The organism is Pseudomonas sp. LB3P31, from assembly GCF_054897945.1.
In genome coordinates, this window is record NZ_CM142710.1 from 299,163 (window position 1) to 320,996 (window position 21,834).

At 60.7% G+C, this 21,834-nt stretch carries 15 protein-coding genes; 4 read left to right on the forward strand and 11 right to left on the reverse strand.

The window, feature by feature from the left end:
• Nucleotides 1–39: 39 nt before the first annotated feature.
• Nucleotides 40–1,470: a cytochrome c oxidase accessory protein CcoG gene (gene ccoG, locus ACYZTK_RS01260; protein WP_462012769.1), complete on the reverse strand. Its 1,431-nt coding sequence runs from the start codon at nucleotides 1,468–1,470 to the stop codon at nucleotides 40–42.
• A gap of 195 nt (nucleotides 1,471–1,665) precedes the next feature.
• Nucleotides 1,666–1,899: a DUF3203 family protein gene (locus ACYZTK_RS01265; RefSeq protein ID WP_462012770.1), complete on the reverse strand. Its 234-nt coding sequence runs from the start codon at nucleotides 1,897–1,899 to the stop codon at nucleotides 1,666–1,668.
• A gap of 121 nt (nucleotides 1,900–2,020) precedes the next feature.
• Between ACYZTK_RS01265 and ACYZTK_RS01270 the strand changes: the two genes are divergently transcribed.
• From ACYZTK_RS01270 to glgB, 4 genes are all read left to right on the forward strand, one after another.
• Nucleotides 2,021–2,527, forward strand: a complete 507-nt coding sequence (locus tag ACYZTK_RS01270; RefSeq protein ID WP_462012771.1) for an MgtC/SapB family protein — start codon at nucleotides 2,021–2,023, stop codon at nucleotides 2,525–2,527.
• A 510-nt stretch (nucleotides 2,528–3,037) separates the two neighbouring features.
• Nucleotides 3,038–5,035 carry an alpha-1,4-glucan--maltose-1-phosphate maltosyltransferase gene (locus tag ACYZTK_RS01275; protein WP_462012772.1) on the forward strand — a complete coding sequence of 666 codons (1,998 nt, stop codon included), beginning with the start codon at nucleotides 3,038–3,040 and terminating at the stop codon, nucleotides 5,033–5,035.
• A 188-nt stretch (nucleotides 5,036–5,223) separates the two neighbouring features.
• Entirely contained in the window at nucleotides 5,224–8,565 is a 3,342-nt protein-coding gene (gene treS, locus ACYZTK_RS01280; protein WP_462012773.1) for a maltose alpha-D-glucosyltransferase, read from the forward strand.
• 2 nt (nucleotides 8,566–8,567) lie between these two features.
• Nucleotides 8,568–10,799, forward strand: a complete 2,232-nt coding sequence (gene glgB, locus ACYZTK_RS01285; protein WP_462012774.1) for a 1,4-alpha-glucan branching protein GlgB — start codon at nucleotides 8,568–8,570, stop codon at nucleotides 10,797–10,799.
• A gap of 110 nt (nucleotides 10,800–10,909) precedes the next feature.
• Here the strand turns inward: glgB and ACYZTK_RS01290 are convergent, their stop codons facing one another.
• The 9 genes from ACYZTK_RS01290 to ACYZTK_RS01330 form a co-directional block, all read right to left on the reverse strand.
• Nucleotides 10,910–11,974, reverse strand: a complete 1,065-nt coding sequence (locus ACYZTK_RS01290; protein WP_462012775.1) for an autotransporter domain-containing protein — start codon at nucleotides 11,972–11,974, stop codon at nucleotides 10,910–10,912.
• A gap of 312 nt (nucleotides 11,975–12,286) precedes the next feature.
• The gene (locus tag ACYZTK_RS01295) at nucleotides 12,287–14,908 is read right to left on the reverse strand and encodes an autotransporter family protein (protein ID WP_462012776.1); all 2,622 of its coding nucleotides are present in this window, start codon (nucleotides 14,906–14,908) and stop codon (nucleotides 12,287–12,289) included.
• Nucleotides 14,909–15,017: 109 nt separating this feature from the next.
• The gene (locus tag ACYZTK_RS01300; protein WP_462012777.1) at nucleotides 15,018–15,818 is read right to left on the reverse strand and encodes an endonuclease/exonuclease/phosphatase family protein; all 801 of its coding nucleotides are present in this window, start codon (nucleotides 15,816–15,818) and stop codon (nucleotides 15,018–15,020) included.
• A 55-nt stretch (nucleotides 15,819–15,873) separates the two neighbouring features.
• A complete protein-coding gene (locus ACYZTK_RS01305) occupies nucleotides 15,874–16,632 on the reverse strand; it encodes a PIG-L deacetylase family protein (protein ID WP_462012778.1) in 759 nt (252 codons plus the stop codon).
• A 132-nt stretch (nucleotides 16,633–16,764) separates the two neighbouring features.
• The gene (locus ACYZTK_RS01310) at nucleotides 16,765–17,364 is read right to left on the reverse strand and encodes a class I SAM-dependent DNA methyltransferase (protein ID WP_462012779.1); all 600 of its coding nucleotides are present in this window, start codon (nucleotides 17,362–17,364) and stop codon (nucleotides 16,765–16,767) included.
• Nucleotides 17,361–18,119, reverse strand: a complete 759-nt coding sequence (locus tag ACYZTK_RS01315; protein ID WP_462012780.1) for a PIG-L deacetylase family protein — start codon at nucleotides 18,117–18,119, stop codon at nucleotides 17,361–17,363. Before ACYZTK_RS01315 ends, ACYZTK_RS01310 begins: the two co-directional genes overlap by 4 nt.
• Nucleotides 18,116–19,108 carry an acyl-CoA dehydrogenase gene (locus ACYZTK_RS01320; RefSeq protein ID WP_462014992.1) on the reverse strand — a complete coding sequence of 331 codons (993 nt, stop codon included), beginning with the start codon at nucleotides 19,106–19,108 and terminating at the stop codon, nucleotides 18,116–18,118. Before ACYZTK_RS01320 ends, ACYZTK_RS01315 begins: the two co-directional genes overlap by 4 nt.
• A 1-nt stretch (nucleotide 19,109) precedes the next feature.
• Nucleotides 19,110–21,269, reverse strand: a complete 2,160-nt coding sequence (gene glgX, locus ACYZTK_RS01325; protein ID WP_462012781.1) for a glycogen debranching protein GlgX — start codon at nucleotides 21,267–21,269, stop codon at nucleotides 19,110–19,112.
• Between the two features lie 228 nt (nucleotides 21,270–21,497).
• Entirely contained in the window at nucleotides 21,498–21,827 is a 330-nt protein-coding gene (locus tag ACYZTK_RS01330) for a DUF2934 domain-containing protein (protein ID WP_462012782.1), read from the reverse strand.
• Nucleotides 21,828–21,834: the final 7 nt, after the last annotated feature.

Consider the following 21,834-nt stretch of genomic DNA (forward strand, 5'->3'; position numbering starts at 1 on the left):
GTGAGCCTGCTCGCGATGGCAGCACCGCAGTCTAAGGGATCAACGATTCATCGGCGCAACAAACCGGCTCTTCGCCTCGCTGTAAACCTCTGGCTCATCCGTATCGACGATCTTGAATACGATGGTTTGCGAACTGCTGCTCGGCCGTTCCGTGGTCAGCGCCACAGACACCGGCACGTCAATGATTTCCCCAGGCGCCAGGCTCAACTCGGTCTTGCCTTGCAGCTGGAAGCCGTCCCCGTCGACCAGCGTGAGGCGGTAGTCCTGACGCTCCTGGGTCTTGTTGATGACCTTCATGCTGTAAATATTTTCGATCTGCCCCAGGCTGTTCTCGCGGAACAGTCCACGGTCCTTGCTGACATCCAGCGAAACCATGGGCCGCTCCACCAGCGCGAGGGCGAGGGCGCCGATCATCACCAGCAGCACCAGGGTGTAACCAATCAGCCGTGGCCGCAGCAGATGGGTCTTGCCACCTTGCAGTTCGTGTTCGGAGGTATAGCTGATCAAGCCTCGGGCGTAGCCCATCTTGTCCATGATCGAATCACAGGCGTCGATACAGGCCGCGCAGCCGATGCATTCCATCTGCAGGCCGTCACGAATGTCGATGCCGGTCGGGCAGACCTGTACGCACACCTGGCAATCGATGCAATCCCCCAGACCGACCGTGGCGGGCGCCACATCACGCTTGCGCGGGCCACGGTTTTCCCCACGAGCGAAGTCGTAGGAAATGGTCAGGGTGTCCTTGTCGAACATCACGCTCTGGAAGCGCGCATAGGGGCACATGTGCATGCACACCGCTTCACGCAGCCAGCCGGCATTGATGTAGGTAGCGCCGGTAAAGAACAGCACCCAGAACAGGCTGACGCCAGCCATCTGCAAGGTCAGCAGTTCTTCGGCCAGCGGCCGGATCGGCGTGAAATAACCGACGAAGGTCAGGCCCGTCAGCAAGCTGATCGCCAGCCACAGCGTGTGCTTGGCGGAACGACGCAGCAGCTTGTTCAGGTTCCAGGGAGCGGCTTGCAGTTTGATCCGCTGGTTGCGTTCGCCCTCGGTGATCTTCTCGCACCACATGAAGATCCACGTCCAGGAACTCTGCGGGCAGGTGTAGCCGCACCAGACCCGGCCGGCGAACACGGTGATCGCGAACAGGCCAAACGCGGCGATGATCAGCAGCGCCGAAAGCAGGATGAAATCCTGCGGCCAGAAGGTCGCGCCAAAGATGTGGAACTTGCTTTCGGACAGGTCCCACAGCACGGCCTGGCGCCCACCCCAGTTCAGCCATACCGTGCCGAAAAACAGCAGGAACAGGAACCCCGCACCGCTCAGGCGCAATGTGCGGAACAGGCCGGTAAAACTGCGGGTGTGAATCAGATTGTCGCTGGACTTGGTCTTCGTCTTCGTACGCGAAGGCTCAAAAGTCTGGACGGACAGGTCATTTTCCAGGGTTCGGACGGGAATTCTTTCGCTCATGGTCATTCGCTCATCAGCCTCCATCAGGCCGGAGCACTATGAGCGTCGATCTGTTTGCATAACAGACTCAGGTATTGCAATAAAAAGCGGATCAGATGAGCTTTGATCCGCCGTCTGCGACAACTTGAAGCACCTGCGCTGCCAGTGCCAGGGCGCCTATAACAGGCACCCAAAGCCCTTATTGATGCGCGTCAGTCAAATCACCGAATCACTGTCGGTAGCTTTCAAATGCCTGCGACCATCCACGGCGCCTGCTACGGTCAATGCATCGGCTTCTGCTTCGGTGATGTAGACGCGCTGGCCATCGAGCTCCACCGCTGACATGGCTTTGTCCGAATCGGTAATCACGGTGACATCGGTGCACAAGCGAATCTCTTCGCCGTTTTCGGTAGTGAAGAAGCAAGTCTGGTTTTCGATGCGAACGGTCATGGCGGTGTCCTTATTTCTGCGGGGTTCTGCAGCTTTAGGCGCATGGCAGTCGTCATCGTTCGGTGCAACCGATTAATGGTTGCCGTGGTCCATGTGTCATTCCAATTACAAGGACAGCAGCATGAAAGCCTGGTGGCATGAAGTATGGGAAACCCTGCAAGCGGAATTTGCTGATATTGGCGATGCAGCACAATTGACACGTATAACCGTGAGACTGGTGATTGCCGCTGTGTTGGGCGGCATTCTCGGGTTCGAGCGTGAACACAAAGGCAAGGCCGCTGGGGTGCGCACGCACATGCTGGTGGCCTTGGGCGCGGCGTTGTTTGTGCTGGTGCCGCAGATGTCAGGGTCTCAGGCCGATGCCATGAGCCGGGTGGTTCAGGGCGTGATTGCCGGGATCGGCTTTCTTGGCGCCGGGACCATTCTGAAAAACAGTGAAGGCGACGCAGGACACGTGAAGGGGTTGACCACGGCAGCGGGGTTGTGGATGACGGCGGCAATCGGAGTGGCAGCGGGGTTGGGGCGCGAGTCGACGGCGGTGTTGAGTACGTTGCTGGCGCTGGCGATCTTCAGCGTGATGCCGAGGATAGTGAAGATGCTGGATAAAGATCCGGGGGATGCGCCGTAAAAACTGTTGGAACGGTCGGTGGCTTACGTAGGAGCTGCCGAAGGCTGCGATCTTTTGATCTTGGTTTTAAGAGTCAAGATCAAAAGATCGTCCGATCGCGGCCCGAGCCTTCGGCAGCTCCTGAAGGGGGATGTGCGTTAAACAACCACTGGCGGCATCGTCTGCGGGGGTTCTTCCCGCGGCGGCGGCACGGTTCCCGGCGGTTCCTGCTCCGGCACAGGCTGCGGATCCGTCGGTGGGATGACTGGCGTATCAATATTCGGATCAGGCGTTTCAGTAGGGTTGGGAATCGTCATCGCTGCATCTCCAAGGGCACATGGCTTGAGTCGTGCTTAAGTGTGTTGACCATGGCTCCATCGAATTGATTCCCGCAACTGAACCGGCAAATGAGCGTGAACTTTTACCGGCCAGGGTCGCTCGGAACCTTAGTGAGTTCATTCCGGGGCCGACCGCTTTGCGAATGTCGACCCAGTACAAGAGCGTCCATGGGGCGTAAAGGAGAGATGCTCGATGACGACCGAAAATCCTGCAGATTTGAGCTACAACCCTCATATACCCTTGTCGCAGGCGCTACTGCTGCCGCGAATCGCAATTGAAGACACCATGCCGATCCTCGATGGCGGGCAGTTCGCTGTCAAAGCCGTGGTGGGTCAGGACGTCGTGGTCACCAGCAAGGTGTTTGCCGACGGCCACGACAAGCTGGCCGTGCGCGTGCGCTGGCGCTCCGAGGCCGATCAGACCTGGCACAGCGCGGTCATGGGCGAGCTGGGCAACAACGGCTATCAAGGACAATTTTCCGTCGAGCGTCAGGGTCGGTATGTGTTCTGCGTCGAAGCCTGGATCGATCAGTTCGCCAGCTTCTGTTACGAACTGGAGAAAAAGCACTCCGCGCGGGTGCCGGTCAGCCTGGAGCTGCAGGAAGGCCGCACTCACGTGCAGCACGCCGCCGAACGTGCCGATGGGCCGCTGAGCGAAGCGCTGGCCGCCTTGCACCATGAACTGTCCGGACTGCTCGAAACCGAGCAGGTCGCGCTGTTCCTGCACCAACGTAGCGCCGAGCTAATGGCGCAAGCCGATCACCGCGCCTTCATCAGCTTCAGCCCGGAGTATCCGGTGGATGTCGAGCGCGAGCTGGCGCAATTTGCCAGTTGGTACGAACTGTTCCCGCGCTCGATTACTGACGATCCGGCGCGCCATGGCACTTTTAATGACGTGCACTCGCGCTTGCCGATGATTCAGGACATGGGTTTCGACGTCCTGTATTTTCCGCCGATCCATCCGATTGGTCGCAGCCATCGCAAGGGCCCGAACAATTCCCTGACCGCCGGCCCGGATGACCCAGGCAGCCCGTATGCCATTGGCAGCGCCGAAGGTGGGCATGAGGCGATTCACTCGCAACTGGGCACCCGCGAAGACTTCCGTCGCCTGGTAGCGGCAGCCGCCGACCACGGCCTGGAGATCGCCCTGGATTTCGCCATCCAGTGCTCCCAGGACCACCCGTGGCTGGAACAGCACCCGGGTTGGTTCAACTGGCGCCCGGACGGCACGATCAAATACGCCGAGAATCCGCCAAAAAAGTACCAGGACATCGTCAACGTCGACTTTTATGCAGTCGATGCGATCCCGAGCCTCTGGGTGGAACTGCGCGACATCGTGGTGGGCTGGGTCGAGGAGGGCGTGAAGATCTTTCGGGTCGACAATCCCCACACCAAACCGCTGCCGTTCTGGCAATGGCTGATCGCCGATGTGCGGGCGCTGTATCCGGAAGTGATCTTCCTCGCCGAAGCGTTCACCACGCCAGCGATGATGGCGCGCCTGGGCAAGGTCGGTTACTCGCAGAGTTATACCTACTTTACCTGGCGCAATACCAAGTACGAGCTTTCAACCTATTTGGCGGAGCTGAACGAGTCGCCATGGCGCGAATGTTATCGCCCGAACTTCTTCGTCAATACACCCGACATCAACCCAGCGTTCCTGCATGAGTCCGGACGCGCAGGTTTCCTCATTCGTGCTGCGCTGGCGACCATGGGCTCCGGGCTTTGGGGCATGTACTCGGGCTTCGAACTGTGCGAAGCCGCGCCGGTGCCGGGCAAAGAGGAATATCTCAATTCCGAGAAGTACGAGATCCGCCCACGGGACTTCAATGCGCCGGGCAACATCATTGCGGAAATCGCCCAGCTCAACCGCATCCGCCGACAGAACCCCGCGCTGCATACGCACCTGGGGTTGAAGATCTACAACGCCTGGAACGACAACATCCTGTATTTCGGCAAGCGCAGCGCTGATGGCAGCAACTTCATCCTGGTGGCGGTCAACCTCGACCCGTACAACGCGCAGGAAGCCAACTTCGAGCTGCCGCTGTGGGAAATGGGGTTGCCGGACGATGCGCACATCCAGGGCGAAGACTTGATGAACGGGCACCGCTGGACCTGGTATGGCAAGTACCAGTTCATGCGCCTGGACCCGGCTCAGCAACCGTTCGGGATCTGGCGGATTTCAGTTTCTTGAACAAGCGGATGACAGGCTGACTGTGGTCCCGTAGGAGCTGCCGAAGGCTGCGATCTTTTGATCTTGAATTTTTGCTGACGCAGATGCCCTAAGAATCAAGATCAAAAGATCGCAGCCTTCGGCAGCTCCTACAGGGGTATCCGGTTTTGCCAGATGCATCGCAAGATCGAATTTATCAGGAGTTTCAAATGGCGAAGAAACCCAAGGCAGCCACCTTTATCAAAGACCCGCTCTGGTACAAGGACGCGGTGATCTACCAGGTACACGTAAAATCCTTTTTCGACTCCAACAACGACGGCATCGGTGACTTTCCCGGCCTGATCGCCAAACTTGATTATATTGCCGACCTCGGCGTCAACACCATCTGGCTGTTGCCGTTCTACCCATCCCCGCGTCGCGACGACGGTTACGACATTGCCGAATACCGCGGCGTGCATCCCGACTACGGCACCATGGCCGATGCCAAGCGGTTCATTTCCGAGGCCCATGATCGCGGCCTGCGGGTGATCACCGAGCTGGTCATCAACCACACCTCCGACCAGCACGCCTGGTTCCAGCGCGCACGCAAGGCCAAGAAAGGCTCGGCCGCCCGGGACTTTTATGTGTGGTCGGACGACGACCAGAAATACGACGGCACCCGGATCATCTTCCTCGACACCGAGAAGTCCAACTGGACCTGGGATCCCGTGGCAGGTCAGTACTTCTGGCACCGATTCTATTCGCATCAGCCGGACCTGAATTTCGACAACCCGCAAGTCATGAAAGCCGTGCTGTCGGTAATGCGCTACTGGCTCGACATGGGCATCGACGGCCTGCGCCTGGACGCCATTCCGTACCTGATCGAACGCGACGGCACCAACAACGAGAACCTGCCGGAGACTCACGACGTCCTCAAGCAGATCCGCGCCGAAATCGACGCCAATTACCCTGACCGGATGCTGCTGGCCGAGGCCAATCAGTGGCCCGAAGACACTCAACTGTACTTCGGCGACACCGATGCCCAAGGCCTCAACGGCGACGAGTGCCACATGGCGTTCCACTTCCCGTTGATGCCGCGGATGTACATGGCGCTGGCCCAGGAAGACCGTTTTCCGATCACCGACATCCTGCGCCAGACCCCGGAAATCCCGGCCAACTGTCAGTGGGCGATTTTCCTGCGCAACCACGACGAATTGACCCTGGAGATGGTCACCGACAAGGAGCGCGATTACCTGTGGAACTACTACGCTGCTGACCGTCGCGCGCGGATCAACCTGGGGATTCGCCGCCGTCTCGCGCCGCTGATGGAGCGTGACCGCCGCCGCGTCGAGCTGCTCAATAGCCTGCTGTTGTCGATGCCGGGCACGCCGACTCTGTACTACGGCGACGAAATTGGCATGGGCGACAACATTTATCTGGGCGACCGTGACGGCGTGCGCACGCCGATGCAGTGGTCGATCGACCGCAACGGTGGTTTCTCCCGCGCCGATCCGGCCAGCCTGGTGCTGCCGCCGATCATGGACCCGCAATACGGTTACCTGTCGGTCAACGTCGAAACCCAGGCCGGCGACCCGCATTCGCTGCTTAACTGGACACGGCGCATGCTCGCCGTGCGCAAGCAATCCAAGGCTTTCGGGCGCGGCACCTTGAAAATGCTCTCGCCGAGCAACCGCCGCATCCTGGCCTACACCCGCGAGTTCACTGGCGACGATGGCAAGCACGAGATCATCCTTTGCGTGGCCAACGTGTCGCGCAGTGCCCAAGCGGCGGAGCTGGACCTGTCGGCGTTCGTCGGCATGGTGCCGGTAGAAATGCTCGGCGGTAATGCGTTCCCGCCAATCGGCCAACTGAATTTCCTGCTGACCTTGGCGCCCTATGGTTTCTACTGGTTCGCCCTGGCGGCGGAAAACCAGATGCCGAGCTGGCACGTGGAGCCGGCGCAGAGCCTGCCGGACTTCACCACCCTGGTGCTCAAGCACCGGATGGAGGAGCTGCTCGAAGCGCCATCGCGCACCACGCTGGAACAGGGCATCTTGCCGAACTGGCTACAGAACCGTCGCTGGTTCGCCGGCAAGGACGCGACCATCGAAAACGTCAAGCTGGCCTACGGCGTGCGCTTCGGCGACGCACAGCACCCAGTGCTTTTAAGCGAAATCGACGTCACCAGCAATGGCCAGACCAGTCGCTATCAACTGCCGTTCGGCTTTATCGCCGAAGACCAGGTTGGCCCGGCATTGCCCCAGCAACTCGCGCTGTCGAGGGTGCGTCGGGGTCGTCAGGTCGGCATCATCACTGATGCATTTGCCCTGGAAAACTTCATCCGCGCGGTGCTGCAAGGCATGCAGAGCAACACCGTGCTGGCATCGGACGCAGGCGAGATTCGCTTCGAACCGACTGCCGCACTCGCCGAGTTGGGCCTGACCGGTGAATCGGAGGTGCGCTATCTGTCCGCCGAGCAGTCCAACAGCTCGGTAGTAGTCGGCAAAAGCCTGGTACTGAAACTGATCCGCAAAATCGCCTCCGGCGTGCACCCGGAACTGGAGATGAGCGCCTACCTGACCAACGCCGGTTTCGCCAATATTTCCCCGCTGCTCGGTTCGGTGATTCGCCGTAGCGCAGAAGGCGAGGACACGCTGCTGATGATCGCCCAAGGTTTCCTCAGCAATCAGGGCGATGCCTGGGAATGGACGCAGAACAACCTCGAGCGGGCATTGCGCGACGAACTCGCTGAAGCGATTTCCGAGCAGGAGCAACATTACAACGCCCTGGGCGAGCTGAAGGATTTCGCCGGCATGCTCGGCCAGCGCCTGGGTGAAATGCACCAGGTGCTGGCGGCGTCGACCGATGACCCGGACTTCGCGCCGCAAGTCACCACGCAAAAAGAAGCCCTGGCGTCGGCCAAGGACGTCGCCGCGCAGCTGGAACACGCGCTGAAGCTGTTAAAGCAGCATCAAGGCGAACTGGAACCGGCGGACCAGGCGTTGGTCAGTCGTTTGCTGGACAACAAAAAGGCGATCCTGAGTCACATTGAGGAACTGGGTAAACAGGCTACCGGTGGCCTGCGGATTCGCGTCCACGGCGACTTGCACCTCGGCCAGGTGCTGGTGATCAAGGGCGATGCCTACCTGATCGACTTTGAAGGTGAGCCGGCCCGACCGTTGCACGAACGCCGGGGCAAGCACAGCCCCTACAAAGACGTCAGTGGCGTGCTGCGTTCGTTCGACTACGCGGCGGCCATGACCATCAACGTGCACAACGTGGATATAAACGAGGATGCGCAGGCGGCGCGGGTCAGGGTTGCCGATCGCTATTTAAATGAAGCACGACAGGCATTTGTCGACGCTTATCGGCTGGCGGCAGCTAGTCTTGCTCATGCGTGGCAAGATCCGGGAGGCGAGGACGCTGCGCTGGCATTGTTCGGTCTGGAAAAGGCCGCGTACGAGATAGCCTACGAGGCGGAAAATCGCCCGACCTGGCTGCCCGTGCCGTTACACGGTTTGTATGGATTATTGAGTGGGCTTAAACCCTTTTCCGATCTTGGTGGAGAGTAGTCATGAGTTTCCAGAACAAGGAACTGGGTCACGCTAAAGAAGCGCTGCTGCCCAGATCGCAGGACATCGACGCGCTGGTGCGCGCCGAACATCCCGACCCTTTCGCCATACTCGGCCCCCATGGCGACGATAATGGCGGCCAATTCATTCGGGCCTATCTGCCGGACGCCCTGAGCGTGCAGGTGATCGCCAAGGACTCCGGGGAAGAGCTCGGCAACCTCGAAGCCACCCAGACCCCGGGACTTTTTGTCGGCCACTTCCACCGCGCCCAGCCTTATCTGCTGCGCACCCGCTGGGCCGGCGGCGAACAGGTTGCCGAAGATCCCTACAGCTTTGGCCCGTTGCTCGGCGAAATGGACCTGTACCTGTTTGCCGAGGGCAATCACCGGGACTTGAGCAGTTGCCTTGGCGCTCAGCTGAAGACCATCGACGGCGTCGATGGCGTGCGCTTCGCCGTGTGGGCACCGAATGCCAAACGCGTATCGGTGGTCGGCGATTTCAACAACTGGGACGGACGCCGGCATCCCATGCGCCTGCGTCACCCGACCGGTGTGTGGGAGCTGTTCATCCCGCGCATGCAGGCGGGCGAAACCTACAAGTACGAGATTCTCGGCTCCCACGGCATCTTGCCACTCAAGGCCGACCCAATGGCGCTGGCAACCACGCTGCCGCCCGACACCGCGTCGAAAGTTGCCTCGCCGCTGAGCATCGAATGGCAGGACCAGGCGTGGATGCAATCGCGGATCGAGCGCCAGCATCCGAGTGCGCCACTGTCGATCTATGAACTGCACGCCGGTTCCTGGCAATGTGAACTGGACGATCTGGGTGAAGTGGCACGCCAGTACACCTGGCACGAGCTGGGCGAACGGCTGATTCCTTATGTGAAGGAACTGGGCTTCACCCACATCGAACTGATGCCGATCATGGAACACCCGTTCGGCGGTTCATGGGGTTATCAGTTGCTGTCGCAATTCGCCCCAAGCGCGCGCTACGGCTCGCCAGATGATTTCGCCGCCTTCGTCAATGCCTGCCACCTGGCGGACATCGGCGTCATCCTTGATTGGGTGCCGGCGCATTTCCCCACCGACACCCACGGGCTGGCTCAATTCGACGGTACTGCGCTGTACGAATACGGCAACCCGCAGGAAGGTTTTCACCAGGATTGGGACACGCTGATCTACAACCTCGGCCGCACGGAAGTGCACGGCTACATGCTGGCGTCGGGGTTGCACTGGCTCAAGCATTTCCACGTCGACGGCCTGCGCGTCGATGCCGTGGCGTCGATGCTGTACCGCGACTATTCGCGCAAGGCCGGCGAGTGGGTACCGAACCGCCATGGCGGTCGGGAGAACCTGGAAGCGATCGACTTCCTGCGCCACCTCAACGACGTGGTCAACATTGAAGCGCCTGGCGCGCTGGTGATTGCCGAAGAGTCCACCGCGTGGCCCGGCGTCAGCCAGAGCACGCAACAGGGCGGCCTGGGTTTCGACTACAAGTGGAACATGGGCTGGATGCACGACTCGCTGCACTATATCCAGCAGGATCCGGTGTATCGCGGGCATCACCATAACGAGCTGAGTTTCGGCCTGGTGTATGCCTGGTCCGAGCGCTTCATTTTGCCGATTTCCCACGATGAAGTGGTGCATGGAAAACATTCGCTGATCGACAAGATGCCCGGCGACCGCTGGCAGAAATTTGCCAACTTGCGGGCTTACCTGTGTTTCATGTGGGCGCACCCGGGCAAGAAGCTGCTGTTCATGGGTTGCGAGTTCGGCCAGTGGCGCGAGTGGAACCATGACCAGCAGCTGGATTGGTACCTGCTGCAGTATTCCGAACACAAGGGGGTGCAGAAGCTGGTGGGCGACCTCAACCGGTTGTACCGCGACGTACCAGCGATGCACGACCAGGACGACGCACCGCAGGGCTTCCAGTGGTTGATCGGCGACGATGCGATCAATAGCGTCTACGCCTTCATGCGCTGGAGCAAGGATGGCAGCCCGGTGCTGGTGGTGGCCAACTTCACGCCGGTGCCGCGCCAGGGCTACCGTGTTGGCGTGCCGTTCGCTGGGCGCTGGACCGAGGTGATCAACAGCGATGCGGCGCTGTATGCCGGGTCCAATTATGGCAACGGTGGCGGGGCGTTTACCGAGGAAGAGCCGAGCCATGGCCAGCCGCTTTCGTTGTCGTTGAATTTGCCGCCGTTGGCGGTGTTGATTTTGCGGCCTGAGGTCTGATCAAAAGCTAGATCAAAAGATCGCAGCCTTCGGCAGCTCCTACAGGATCGGGTTAACACACGGTCGATGTAGGAGCTGCCGCAGGCTGCGATCTTTGCTTCTAACAAATCTCACCAACGCATCCGCACACCCAGGCTCCCAATCAACCCGTTCAGATCATTGTCATCCACATCACTGCTGTAATCGGCACTGACATACAGGCTCACCGCTGGTGTCACCTTCGCCACCAAACCCAATCCCACATCCACCGTCGACGACTTGCGGCTGCTGCTGATCTTGTCGACCTGATCCAGCGACACGGTATTGCCGGTATAAACCGTGTGCCACAAGTTGGTCCGCACGTAGGGCTCGACGCCCAGGCCGTTGATATCGTAACTACCTTTCAACCGTGCACCGACACGGCCGCTCCAGGAGTTGAGGTCGCTTGATGACGCATTACCCGAACCTGCATAGGGGGTATCGAGGGTAATGCGCTGATTGATCAACTGCGCCTGGGGTTCGACCACCCAGTTCTCGCTCAGCCCGATCGGAAATCCGCCTTCCACCGACAGCGTCACCGCGCTGCCCTCGGTCACCTGCCGGGCGCCTTGTTCGTTACGGCTGAAACCGTTGACCCGACCACCACTGGCCGTCAGATCGACGTGCCAGCCTTGTGGGCCGGTCAGGCTCCAATAGGCGCCGAGGCTCTGGCCTTGCAGGTTGAGGGTGTCGGTGCCGGGGTCGGCCTGGGCGCGACTGGTCAGCAGACCGTTGCCGTTGCTCTGGAACTGGCTCACGCCCCCAACCAGGCCGACTCGCTGGGTATGCCCGGTGGCACTTTGCAGGGTCAGGATCGCCGGCCCTCTGAATTCACTCCCCGCGAAATCCTGTGCCTGGACATCGTCCTGGGCCCGGCGCGAAGGCTGGCCATAGAGTTGGTCCCAGGTCGAGGGCGCGGCGTCTTCAATGGTCAGGCGTGAACTGCGGGCATCGGAGGCGCCACTGACATGGCCGGGGTAGGGCGCAGTGATACTGATGGCGGGTAGCGACATGACCGGTACGTCCTGGCGATACCAGGGCAAGGTCTCATCCTCGGCGGGCGCTGCCTGTACTCCCACCGATGAGCACAACAGCAGCGAACTCGAGACGGTGTAAAAACTGACTTTGATCTCTTGAGGGGTGAGTGATGTTTTCATGGTGGTCTACCTTGCAATCGCATGCGCTATCTCGCTTTGGCGTCTCTCCTACCCCGAATGAGGGGCGACCGAATTGAGTAGGACAAACCTGCTCCTGCCCGAATTCGGGCGGTCTGCTGGTCTGTTCCTGATAGTACTTCCGGGGGTAGTACGGTGTAGCTAAGAAGATGCTTGACATTGCGTCAAGAAAATGGCCGATAAATGGTATGGCTAATTTTGCGCTAATAAGTGATTGTTTTCCGGCGCGCTTGCAAGTGGTTGTTTGTACGAAATATCGTCAAAAAACCGCGCGCCAGAGCCTATACATGATGGTTACCAGCTAATCCTGAGGCCCACATTGCCGGACACACCGCGCAGTTGCTGGCTGTCAATATTGGTGCTGTAGTCGGTGCTGGCGTAAATACTGACGTCTTTTGCGAGGCTCAAGTTCAAGCCCACGCCAATATCGGCGGATGAGGATTTCTGTTCGGTGGTGACCGTGTCGACATTGTCGAAGGTCACCGTGTCGGTGCCGGACAACGTTCGCCACAGGTTCACCCGCACGTAGGGTTCCAGCGGGCGGCCGCTGACCTGGTAGCTGCCTTTGAGCCTGGCGCCGACGCGGCCGGTCCAGGCTCCGTCGGAATCGAAGTCGACCTGGGAGACACCATCGTTCTGGCTGTCCAGGGAAACCTTCTGGTGGATGATCTGCACCTGGGGCTCCATCACCCATTTTTCAGACACGGCAAATGGATAACCTGCTTCGCTGGACAGGGTCAGCCCATGACCACGGGTGTCGAGTTTGAGCCCGCGTTCGGAGCGGTTATCGCCATCAAAGCGGGTCGCCATGACCACGTTATCGAAGTACCAGCCGCCTGCTCCCACAAGCGTCCAGTACAGGCCGACATGATCGCCCCGCAGGTCGATCTTGCCGGCGCGTTTATCTTCAAACCCTTCGTTGAAGCCGTCGACATTGCCTTTCATGCTGCTGTGGCCGACGAAAAAACCGGTGCGCTGGGTTAGCCCGTCCCGGAATTCTGAGGCGTAGATGTCATTGCCGACCTGATAGCCCTTGATCGAACCATCAAACTTCGGCTTTACCGTACCGGCCCAGGTCTGGTCGAGGTCCTTGCCATAAGCTCGGCCCCAGCCCGCGCCGAACGCGCCGGTTTCGCTGAGCAGGCGTTGGTCGCCCTGGCGACCATGGAAGGTGCCCAGGGCCAGCAGCGTTAACTGTGCAGCTGCGGGGGGTAACACTGACCAGTTGGGAACTTCGGGACGGTACAGCGCGATCGGCGCGGCACCTGGTACAGCCTCGGGTAGCGGTGGCAGTGCTGCCGGGACTGGCAGCGGCGGACTGCCGGGTTCAGGCGCCTGCGCTGGCGGGGCGAGTGCGGCAACAGGCACGGGAACGACCGGTACGGTGATCGGCGGCAACGTCGGGTCCGGGTTGGGAATGGTCATGACTGCCGGGGCAACGACTGCCGAACGCAGGTACCAGCTGTTTGCCGTGCCGGCGGTGACACCGCCTTTGAACAGGCGATAATCGAATGCACCGGCGGAAATCAGGCCGCCGTTGAGGGCAAACGCCCCGTTACTGCTGACGGCCGAGCCTTGCGCCTCGACCAACTGGATGCCGTTCTGTTGGGTCAACCCGCCAATTCCGCCGAGGTTCTGCACGGTGATCACGGTATTGCCGGTCAAGGTACCGTTACTCACGACCAATTTGTCGCTGGCTGAGCTGTCATCGCCGAGCACGCTTTGCAGCAGCAACTTGGCTCCGTTGCCGGCGTAGTTGCCCTGCACCGTCAGCGTGTCGTTGGTGCGCGAGTTGCCGCTGGTGAGGTCGATGGTGCCGGCATTGTTCAAGGTCGCGAGCTGGCCTGCAGTGAAAGGCGCGATGCTGCCTTGTGCCGAGGTGAGCGTACTGCTGGCGTCGACGTTGATCGCTCCGGTGCCGCTGGTGCTGTCACCTAGTACCAGTGAGCTGCTTGCCAGGTCCAGGCGCGCATTGTTGCTCAGATTCACTGCCTCCCAGTTGATGTAGCGGGAAGCGCCGCCGGGGGTGGCCTGATTGAAGTTCAAGGTGTCGGAGCCCGGGCCGCCGTCGACGCTCGGGGTCAGCGCCAGCGTGCTCTCGGTCAGGTTGGTGAGGGTTGCGCGGTCGTTGCCTTCAGCCATCAAAATCGCCGAACGAATGATCCCGCCGCTCCAATTGAAAATGTCATCGCCGAGACTGGCGCGGATCTCTCCAACGATCTCACCGCCAGTGACGGTGATGCTGTCGTTGCCGCCGCTGACGCTGATGTTGCCGCCGATTTTGCCGCCGGAGACAATGAGGGTGTCGGTGCCGAAACCGGTCACCAGGTTGCCGAGGATCTCGCCTGCGGACATGTCGAAGAGGTTGTTGTCGAGTTTCATATCGACTCGGCCGATGGTGCCGCCGGTCATCTTCGCTACGTCGCCATCTTCAAAGGCGCCGACTATAGTGCCGCCGGTCATCAGGAACGTATCGCGACTATCGCCCTGGGCGAGAGACTGAATGCGCCCGCCCGTCATGACAAAGTTATCGACCTGATTACCCTGGTTTACGGCGCCGGTGATGACGCCGTTGCTGATGCGAACGGTGTCGGCACCATCCCCCTGGTTGACAGTACCGGTCAGGGTGCCGGAATCCATCAGCAGTGCATCGGCACCGGCGCCAAAGTTGACATTGCCGATGAGTTGGCCGGTGCCGCCGGTGGGGAACGTCAGGGTGTTGTTGCCGAGCAGGTCGGTCAGGGGGCCCCCGGTGTTGCTGTCGCAAACATGCGTATCGTTGCCGGCGGTGGGCGTGAAAGTGCAGCTTGCCTGGGAAAACTGCGGCCATCCGAGGCCAAGGCAGATGGAAACGGCACAGGCGCTAAATCGGTATTCTTTAATACGATACTTAGTCACTGCTGTCGCAATTTCCATACTCGTCTCCGCGTGTTGAATGGCATCCAGTGCGTTACACAACAACCTACCAAGAGAAGTGCAGGGAAACTACTGTCACAAATGACAGGTGGTGCACCCATTATGGCGGTTACAGGTGTACTTCCACGGCTAAGGGTAGATGATCCGACAAGTGCGTCCAGGGCTTGTTGGCGAGGATTCGCGGGTCGTGACTGCTGGCGTTGCGCAGGTAAATCCGGTCCAGGCGCAGCAATGGGAACCGCGCCGGATAGGTCTTGGCGGGGCGTCCGTGATGGCGTTCAAAGGCTTCGTGCAGGTAGTCACGCCGGGCGAGGGCGGCATTGCCTTGCAATTGCCAGTCGTTGAAATCCCCGGCGATGATGACCGGCGCTTCATCGGGCAGGGATTCGAGCAGTTGGCACAGCAGTTGGAGCTGCAGCTGGCGATGACTTTCCAGTAGGCTCAGGTGCACGCAGATCGCGTGGACCTCGGCGTGGCCCGGCACATCCAGCACGCAATGCAGCAGACCCCGGCGCTCGGGACCGGTGATCGAGACATCGAGGTTGCGGTATTCGCGGATCGGGTATTTGGACAGCAGGGCGTTGCCGTGGTGGCCATCGGGATAGACCGCGTTGCGCCCGTAGGCGAAATCACTCCACATGCTGTCGGCGAGAAATTCGTATTGCGAGACTTGCGGCCAGTTGTTAAGGCGTGAGGAGTGGCGCTCGTGTTCGCCGACGACTTCCTGGAGAAACACCAGGTCCGCCGAAGTACTGCGCACCGCCTCGCGCAATTCGGGAAGGATGAAACGCCGGTTGAGCGCGGTGAAACCCTTATGGGTGTTGACCGTCAGCACTCTGAGGCGATGGATGGCCGGTGGCGTATTCAGCGGCACGTCTTCAAGTGCCTGCCGCGTTGGATCACTGGTCACGTTTACTCCTGGTGGGCGGTTCCTTATGTATGCGACTGATGGGAGCGCGCGCAGTTCAGACGAAGACGATTTCGTAAGGCAGGCGCATCCGTTCCAGCAACACCTTTGGCAGCAATGGCGCGAGGCCCAGGGCGGGTTCGCCGTCGAGCTGGCTGGCGTAGGCATGGGTGGCGTGGCTTTTGCGGGCGACGGTCCAGGTGTCGAGTCGCACCTTGCGGGCGCGGTGCCAGGGAATTTGTTCGCGGTCGCGGATCGGCCGGTGCCAGGCGCGGATCGGCACTTCGTTGAAGGCCGCGCCTACCTGTTTCGCCGCCTTGGCAGCCGCACGGCCGACGGCGTCGTGGTCGAGGTGACGGTCCTCGCTCCAGGTGCTGAACACCACATCGCCGGGGCGCAGGTAGCGGGCGATGAACTGGGTCAACTGGGCTTCGTGCTCGGTCAGGGCGTTGTCACTGAAACCGCCACGAATCCATTTGAGGCTGTGCATCGGCATGCCGAGCCGGCGCAAGGCCTCGACGCTTTCCTGGGAGCGGAACACGCTCAGGCGTTTCTCCGACCACTGCTGCGAACCCGGATAACTGGCGCTGCCATCGGTCATCGAGATAAGTTGCAGGGGGTGGCCCAGGGCACTGAGCAGTTGCAGCAAGCCGCCGCACATCATCACTTCATCGCCGGGGTGAGGCGAGATTACCACCGCGCGAGCGCCCGGAGGTACGAGACTCTCGGTGTTGATCACAGGGATGTTGTCCAGTTGCGCCGCGCTGTTCCAGATCTGCGCGGGCAGGCTGCTTTCGCTGAGGGAGACGAATTTCATCGGGGCACGTCCTTGTTCCGGGTGTATGAGCAGGGGGGCGGGCGCTCCAAACCATGGATTGCCGCGCAAGGAGTATTGCTTATGTATTGCGATTCGTCGCGTGGATGTTCTATCTGGTACGTTTTTTTTGCTTTATCGCAGGCCCTCCAGCGCCGCGACCGAGCGCGGTTCGCGGCTCCAGAGTTCAAGGAGGAAATCGGCTTCCTGATGCAGCACCAGGCGTGGCAGGTGCAGGTGCTCGTGCAGCAGGTCATGGACCTGGCGAGCGTTGAGCGGACAGCCGTCGATGGGCGGGCGCCAGTGGCACGCGAGCAATTGGCCGTCGGCTGTCAGGGAGGCCAGGGCGTGTGCGATAAGGCGCTTGAGGTCTTCGGCGTCGAGGTAGTAGCCGACCTCGCTGAGCACGATCAGATCAAATTTCTCGCAAGGCCATTGCTCGGGCAACCGCGCCTGGTGGACTTCAGCGTGGTTAAACATGCTTAAACGCGTTCGCGCCAAGGCGACGGCGGCGCTGGCGGTATCGCAGCACAGCAGGCGATCGCAGCGGGTGGCCAGATCGGCGCTCAGTTCGCCATTGGCGCATCCCGGTTCGAAAATCGCCCGGTAGCGCGGACGGGGCAGCGCAGCCAGGGTAATGGCGCGCTTGCGTTGCTCGTACCAGCGCTGGCGGAATGCCCAGGGGTCGTCACTGTTGGCAAACAGACCGTCAAAGTATCGGTCCTCGACACTCATAGGAACACCACTTCAAAGGGTTGCAGTAGACGCTCCAGCACGTAGGGCGCCAGCACCGGTGGCAAGCCGATCTGCGGGTCGCCCTCCAGTTGGCTGGCGAAGGCATGAATCGCGTGTCGCTTGCGCGCGATCAGTGCCGGCGCCAACAGTATCTTGCGCGCCCGGTGCCAAGGCACGCTGCTATCCTCAGGCGTTGCCCAGTGCCAGGTCCACACCGGCAGCTCATGCAGGGTGGCTCCAACACGCAGGGCTGCCTCGGCACTGGCACGCCCCACGGCTTCGTGATCGCAGTGACCATCTTCACGCCAGGTAGTGAACACCACATCGCTGGCACGCAGATGGCGCTGGATAAAGGCGCTTAACTCGGTTTCCCGGGCCGCTACCCGGCTGTCGGCAAAACCACCGCGCAACCATCTGAGGCTGTGCAACGGCAAACCCAGGCGTCGCAAGGCCTCTACCGATTCCTGCGGGCGAACTGTACTCAGGCGCTCGACCGGCCAAGTTTGGGAGCCCGGATGACTGGCGCTGCCATCGGTGACCGAGATCAGTTGCAGGTCACGGCCAGCATCAGCCAGCAGCTGCAGGATACCGCCACAGCCGAGAATTTCATCGTCCGGGTGCGGCGCAATGATCACCGCCCGGGAGCCTTCAGGCACCAGTTGCAGAATATCGATCACCGGCAATTGCGCCAGATGACTGGACGCCTGCCAAGAGCGTAACGGCGTGCCCTGGCCAACGATGGGGTTGGTTTTCATAACGTCCATGTGCCTGTGCGGATTTTTTGCCCCAGGCCCGCGAGATCGCGCTCGGCGTGACTCTGGCGCAGGAACACCGGCAGGTCGGCGCTCAGTTGCGCGAACTGTCGATCCTTGCAATAAGGGCCGGCGCCCAAGGCGCGGCCAACATGATGAATGGTTTGCTCGGCCGCGTTCTCGACTACAGCGCGAGCTCGCCGGGCCAGTAGTTCAGCGTCGTCCATAGGGTTTGAATCGATAGCCAGCGCACTGGCACGCAGTACCGCGCCAGCGCCGTGCAAGGCACTGTCGACGGCGCCCAGGTGGGCGAGGGCGTGCGGTTCTTCGCGGTGAGAGCAGTGTTCGCGCAGGCGTTCAGCGATGCTGCAGGCCGCGCCGTACCAGCACGCGGCGATACCGATTCCGCCTTGCCAGAAGCCAGGGCGTTGCAGGTAATCGCCAGGGTTGCCAATGGCCAGCGCCTGGGCATTGTCGAACAACACCTCGACACTGCCGGTCGCGCCCATTCCGACCGCCTGCCAACCCTGATCCGTCACGGTCACACCGGGCTGTGCCAACGCTACCGCCACCAGTTGCTGGCGGTCCTGGTCGTCCCAGGCGGTCAGCAGGGCGTGGCTTAACACCGCCGCTCCCGAACACCAGGCCTTGCGCCCATTCAGCGCGACGCCCTGGGGCCCGGAAGTGATTCGGACCCTGGCATTGGGCGGCTCTGCGGCCCACATGCCCCAAGTGCTGCCGAATTGCGCAGTGGCAGCACCCAGTTGCTGCAAGATCGCCAGCGCATCAGTGTGCCCCTCGTACAATTTGCACAACCGCAAATCATGCCCGCCAACCGCCGTCAGGCGCTGGAACCGTTCCAGCGTCTGGCCTGCACCCGGCAGTGGCAGTCGATCAAGACCGGCCTCTACCAGTTGCTCCAGGCACTTTCCCAGTGCCTGGGTGCTGTCGTAATCCGTCGACTGGCGATCAAGAAACGCCTTGAGCTCCATTTCACTCGTCTTCTTCACGCTGCAGTTCGAACAGCAGCAACGAACGGCCGGTGACCGAATACTCGTGGCCGAACTCGAAGCGTTCCTGACCGCGGATCGATGGCTGATTGGTGTCCACCATGCACGTCCAGAACACGCCTTCGGGTACTTCCGGCAAGGTGAAGTTGACGATGTCGTGGTGTGCATTGACCACCAGCAACAGGGTGGCGTCGGCGCCCTTGCGACGAATACCGGTTTCCTGGGCGCGACCGTCCAGCAGCATGCCAAGGCAGCGACCATGGGCATCTTCCCATTGCTCGATGGACATCTCGCTGCCATCCGGGGCCAGCCAGGTGACGTCCTTGACGCCGATATCTTCGTTGTAATTACCCACCAGGAAGCGCCCACGACGCAGGATCGGATAGGCCAGGCGCAGCTTGATCAGGCGTTTGACGAACTTCAGCAGAGCCTTGCCGTCTTCGCTCAGGTCCCAGTTGACCCAGCCGATCTCGCTGTCCTGGCAATAGGCGTTGTTGTTGCCGTCCTGGGTGCGCGCGAATTCATCACCGGCCACCAGCATCGGCGTGCCCTGGGACAGCAGCAAGGTGGCAAAGAAGTTGCGCATTTGCCGCTGGCGCAGCTCGTTGATTTCCGGATCGTCGGTGGGGCCTTCGACGCCATGGTTCCACGACAGGTTATTGTTGCTGCCGTCCTGGTTGTTTTCGTCGTTGGCCTCGTTGTGCTTGTCGTTGTACGACACCAGGTCATTGAGGGTGAAACCGTCGTGGGCGGTGATGAAATTCACCGACGCATAGGGACGTCTGCCACGCTGGTTGAACATCTCGCCGGACGCGGTCATGCGGCTGGCGAAGTCCGCCAGTTGGCCGTCGTCGCCTTTCCAGAACGCGCGCACGGTGTCGCGGAACTTGTCGTTCCATTCGACCCAGCCCGGTGGGAAGCCGCCGACCTGATAACCACCGGGGCCGCAGTCCCAGGGCTCGGCGATCATTTTCACCTGACGCAACACCGGGTCCTGGCGGCAGGCCACGAGGAAGCTGTGGCGCTCGTCAAAACCGTCGTGGTAGCGGCCAAGAATGGTTGCCAGGTCGAAGCGGAAGCCGTCCACGTGCATTTCCGTGGCCCAGTAGCGCAGGGAGTCAGTCACCATCTGCAGCACGCACGGGTGGCTCAGGTCCAGGGTGTTGCCGGTGCCCGAGTCGTTGATGTAGAAGCGCTTGTCGTCGGGCATCAGACGGTAGTACGACGCGTTGTCGATACCGCGCATGGACAGCGTCGGGCCTTGCTCGTTGCCTTCTGCGGTGTGGTTATAAACGACGTCGAGAATCACTTCGAGATTGGCTTCGTGCAGGTGCGCAACCATCTCCTTGAACTCGGCGATCTTGCCACTGGCCAGGTAACGGGGGTCTGGGGCGAAAAACGCAATACTGTTATAGCCCCAGTAATTGGTCATGCCCTTGTGCAACAGATGCTGGTCATTGACGAAGGCGTGAATCGGCAGCAACTCCACACTGGAAACCCCCAGTTTGCGAATGTGCTCCAGTACGTCATCGACCATCAGCCCGGCAAAGGTGCCGCGCACATTTTCCGGAACCGACGGGTGACGCATGCTGATGCCGCGTACGTGGGTTTCGTAAATGATGGTCTTGTCCCACGGCACGCTGACGCGGTGGTCGTGACCCCAGGTATGCGCCGGGTCGATGACCTTGCACTTGGGCACGAAGGGCGCGCTGTCGCGTTCATCGAAGCTGAGGTCGGCGTCAGGGTGACCGATGGTGTAGCCGAACAGGGCTTCGGACCACTTCAGTTCGCCAACCAGTTGCTTGGCATAGGGGTCGATCAGCAGCTTGTTGTGGTTGAAGCGGTGACCGTTGGCCGGGTCATACGCACCGTAGACTCGATAGCCGTAAATCAGCCCCGGGTGGGCGTCTGGCAGGTAGCCGTGGTAGATCTCGTCGGTGTATTCAGGCAGTTCGATACGTTCGAGCTCGACCTCGCCGGCGTCATCGAAGATACACAGTTCAACCTTGGTGGCGTTGGCGGAAAACAGCGCAAAGTTGACCCCCAGGCCATCCCAGGTGGCACCGAGCGGGAAGGGCAGGCCTTCACGAATGCGCGAGGCCTCGGCGTGAGGTTCGGTCGCGGGTTTTTTTGGACTGCTCATAAGTGCTCCTGCAAATGGGGGACGTGTATGTCGTGAGGTACGACCCTGTGGGAGCGGGCTTGCTCGCGAAGAGGCCAGAACATTTAACTCCAGCGTTGAATGTTCTGCCGCCTTCGCGAGCAAGCCCGCTCCCACAGGATCCAAGCGTTCTTCAGTTTTTCGAAAGCAAACGAACCCTCGATGGCGAGCAAGCTCGCCACAGGCTTCTTCAGATCAAATAGTCGAGCGTCAGACCGCGGGTTTTTTTGGCGCTCGCGGTTTTTTCTCGGAGGCTTTTTCACCCGGCGGAATCACCGAGGCAGCAGCGGCCGGCTTGGCTTTTGCCGCAGCCTTTGGCTTGGCGCCAGGCTTGTCATCGACCTTGCCCTCCGGCTTCGCCGTCTTGCTCGCGGCACCTTTGCTGCCGGCAGCCTTCGGCGACTTGCTGGGGGCCAGTGCTTCGGCTTCCGCCAGCTTGCGCGCCATCTCCCAATGCCGGGCTTCATGCCCTTCGGGTTTCCCTTCCGATTCCCAGATCTGATAGGCAAATTCGCGAACGCGTTTATCGTCGGTACTCATCGCTATG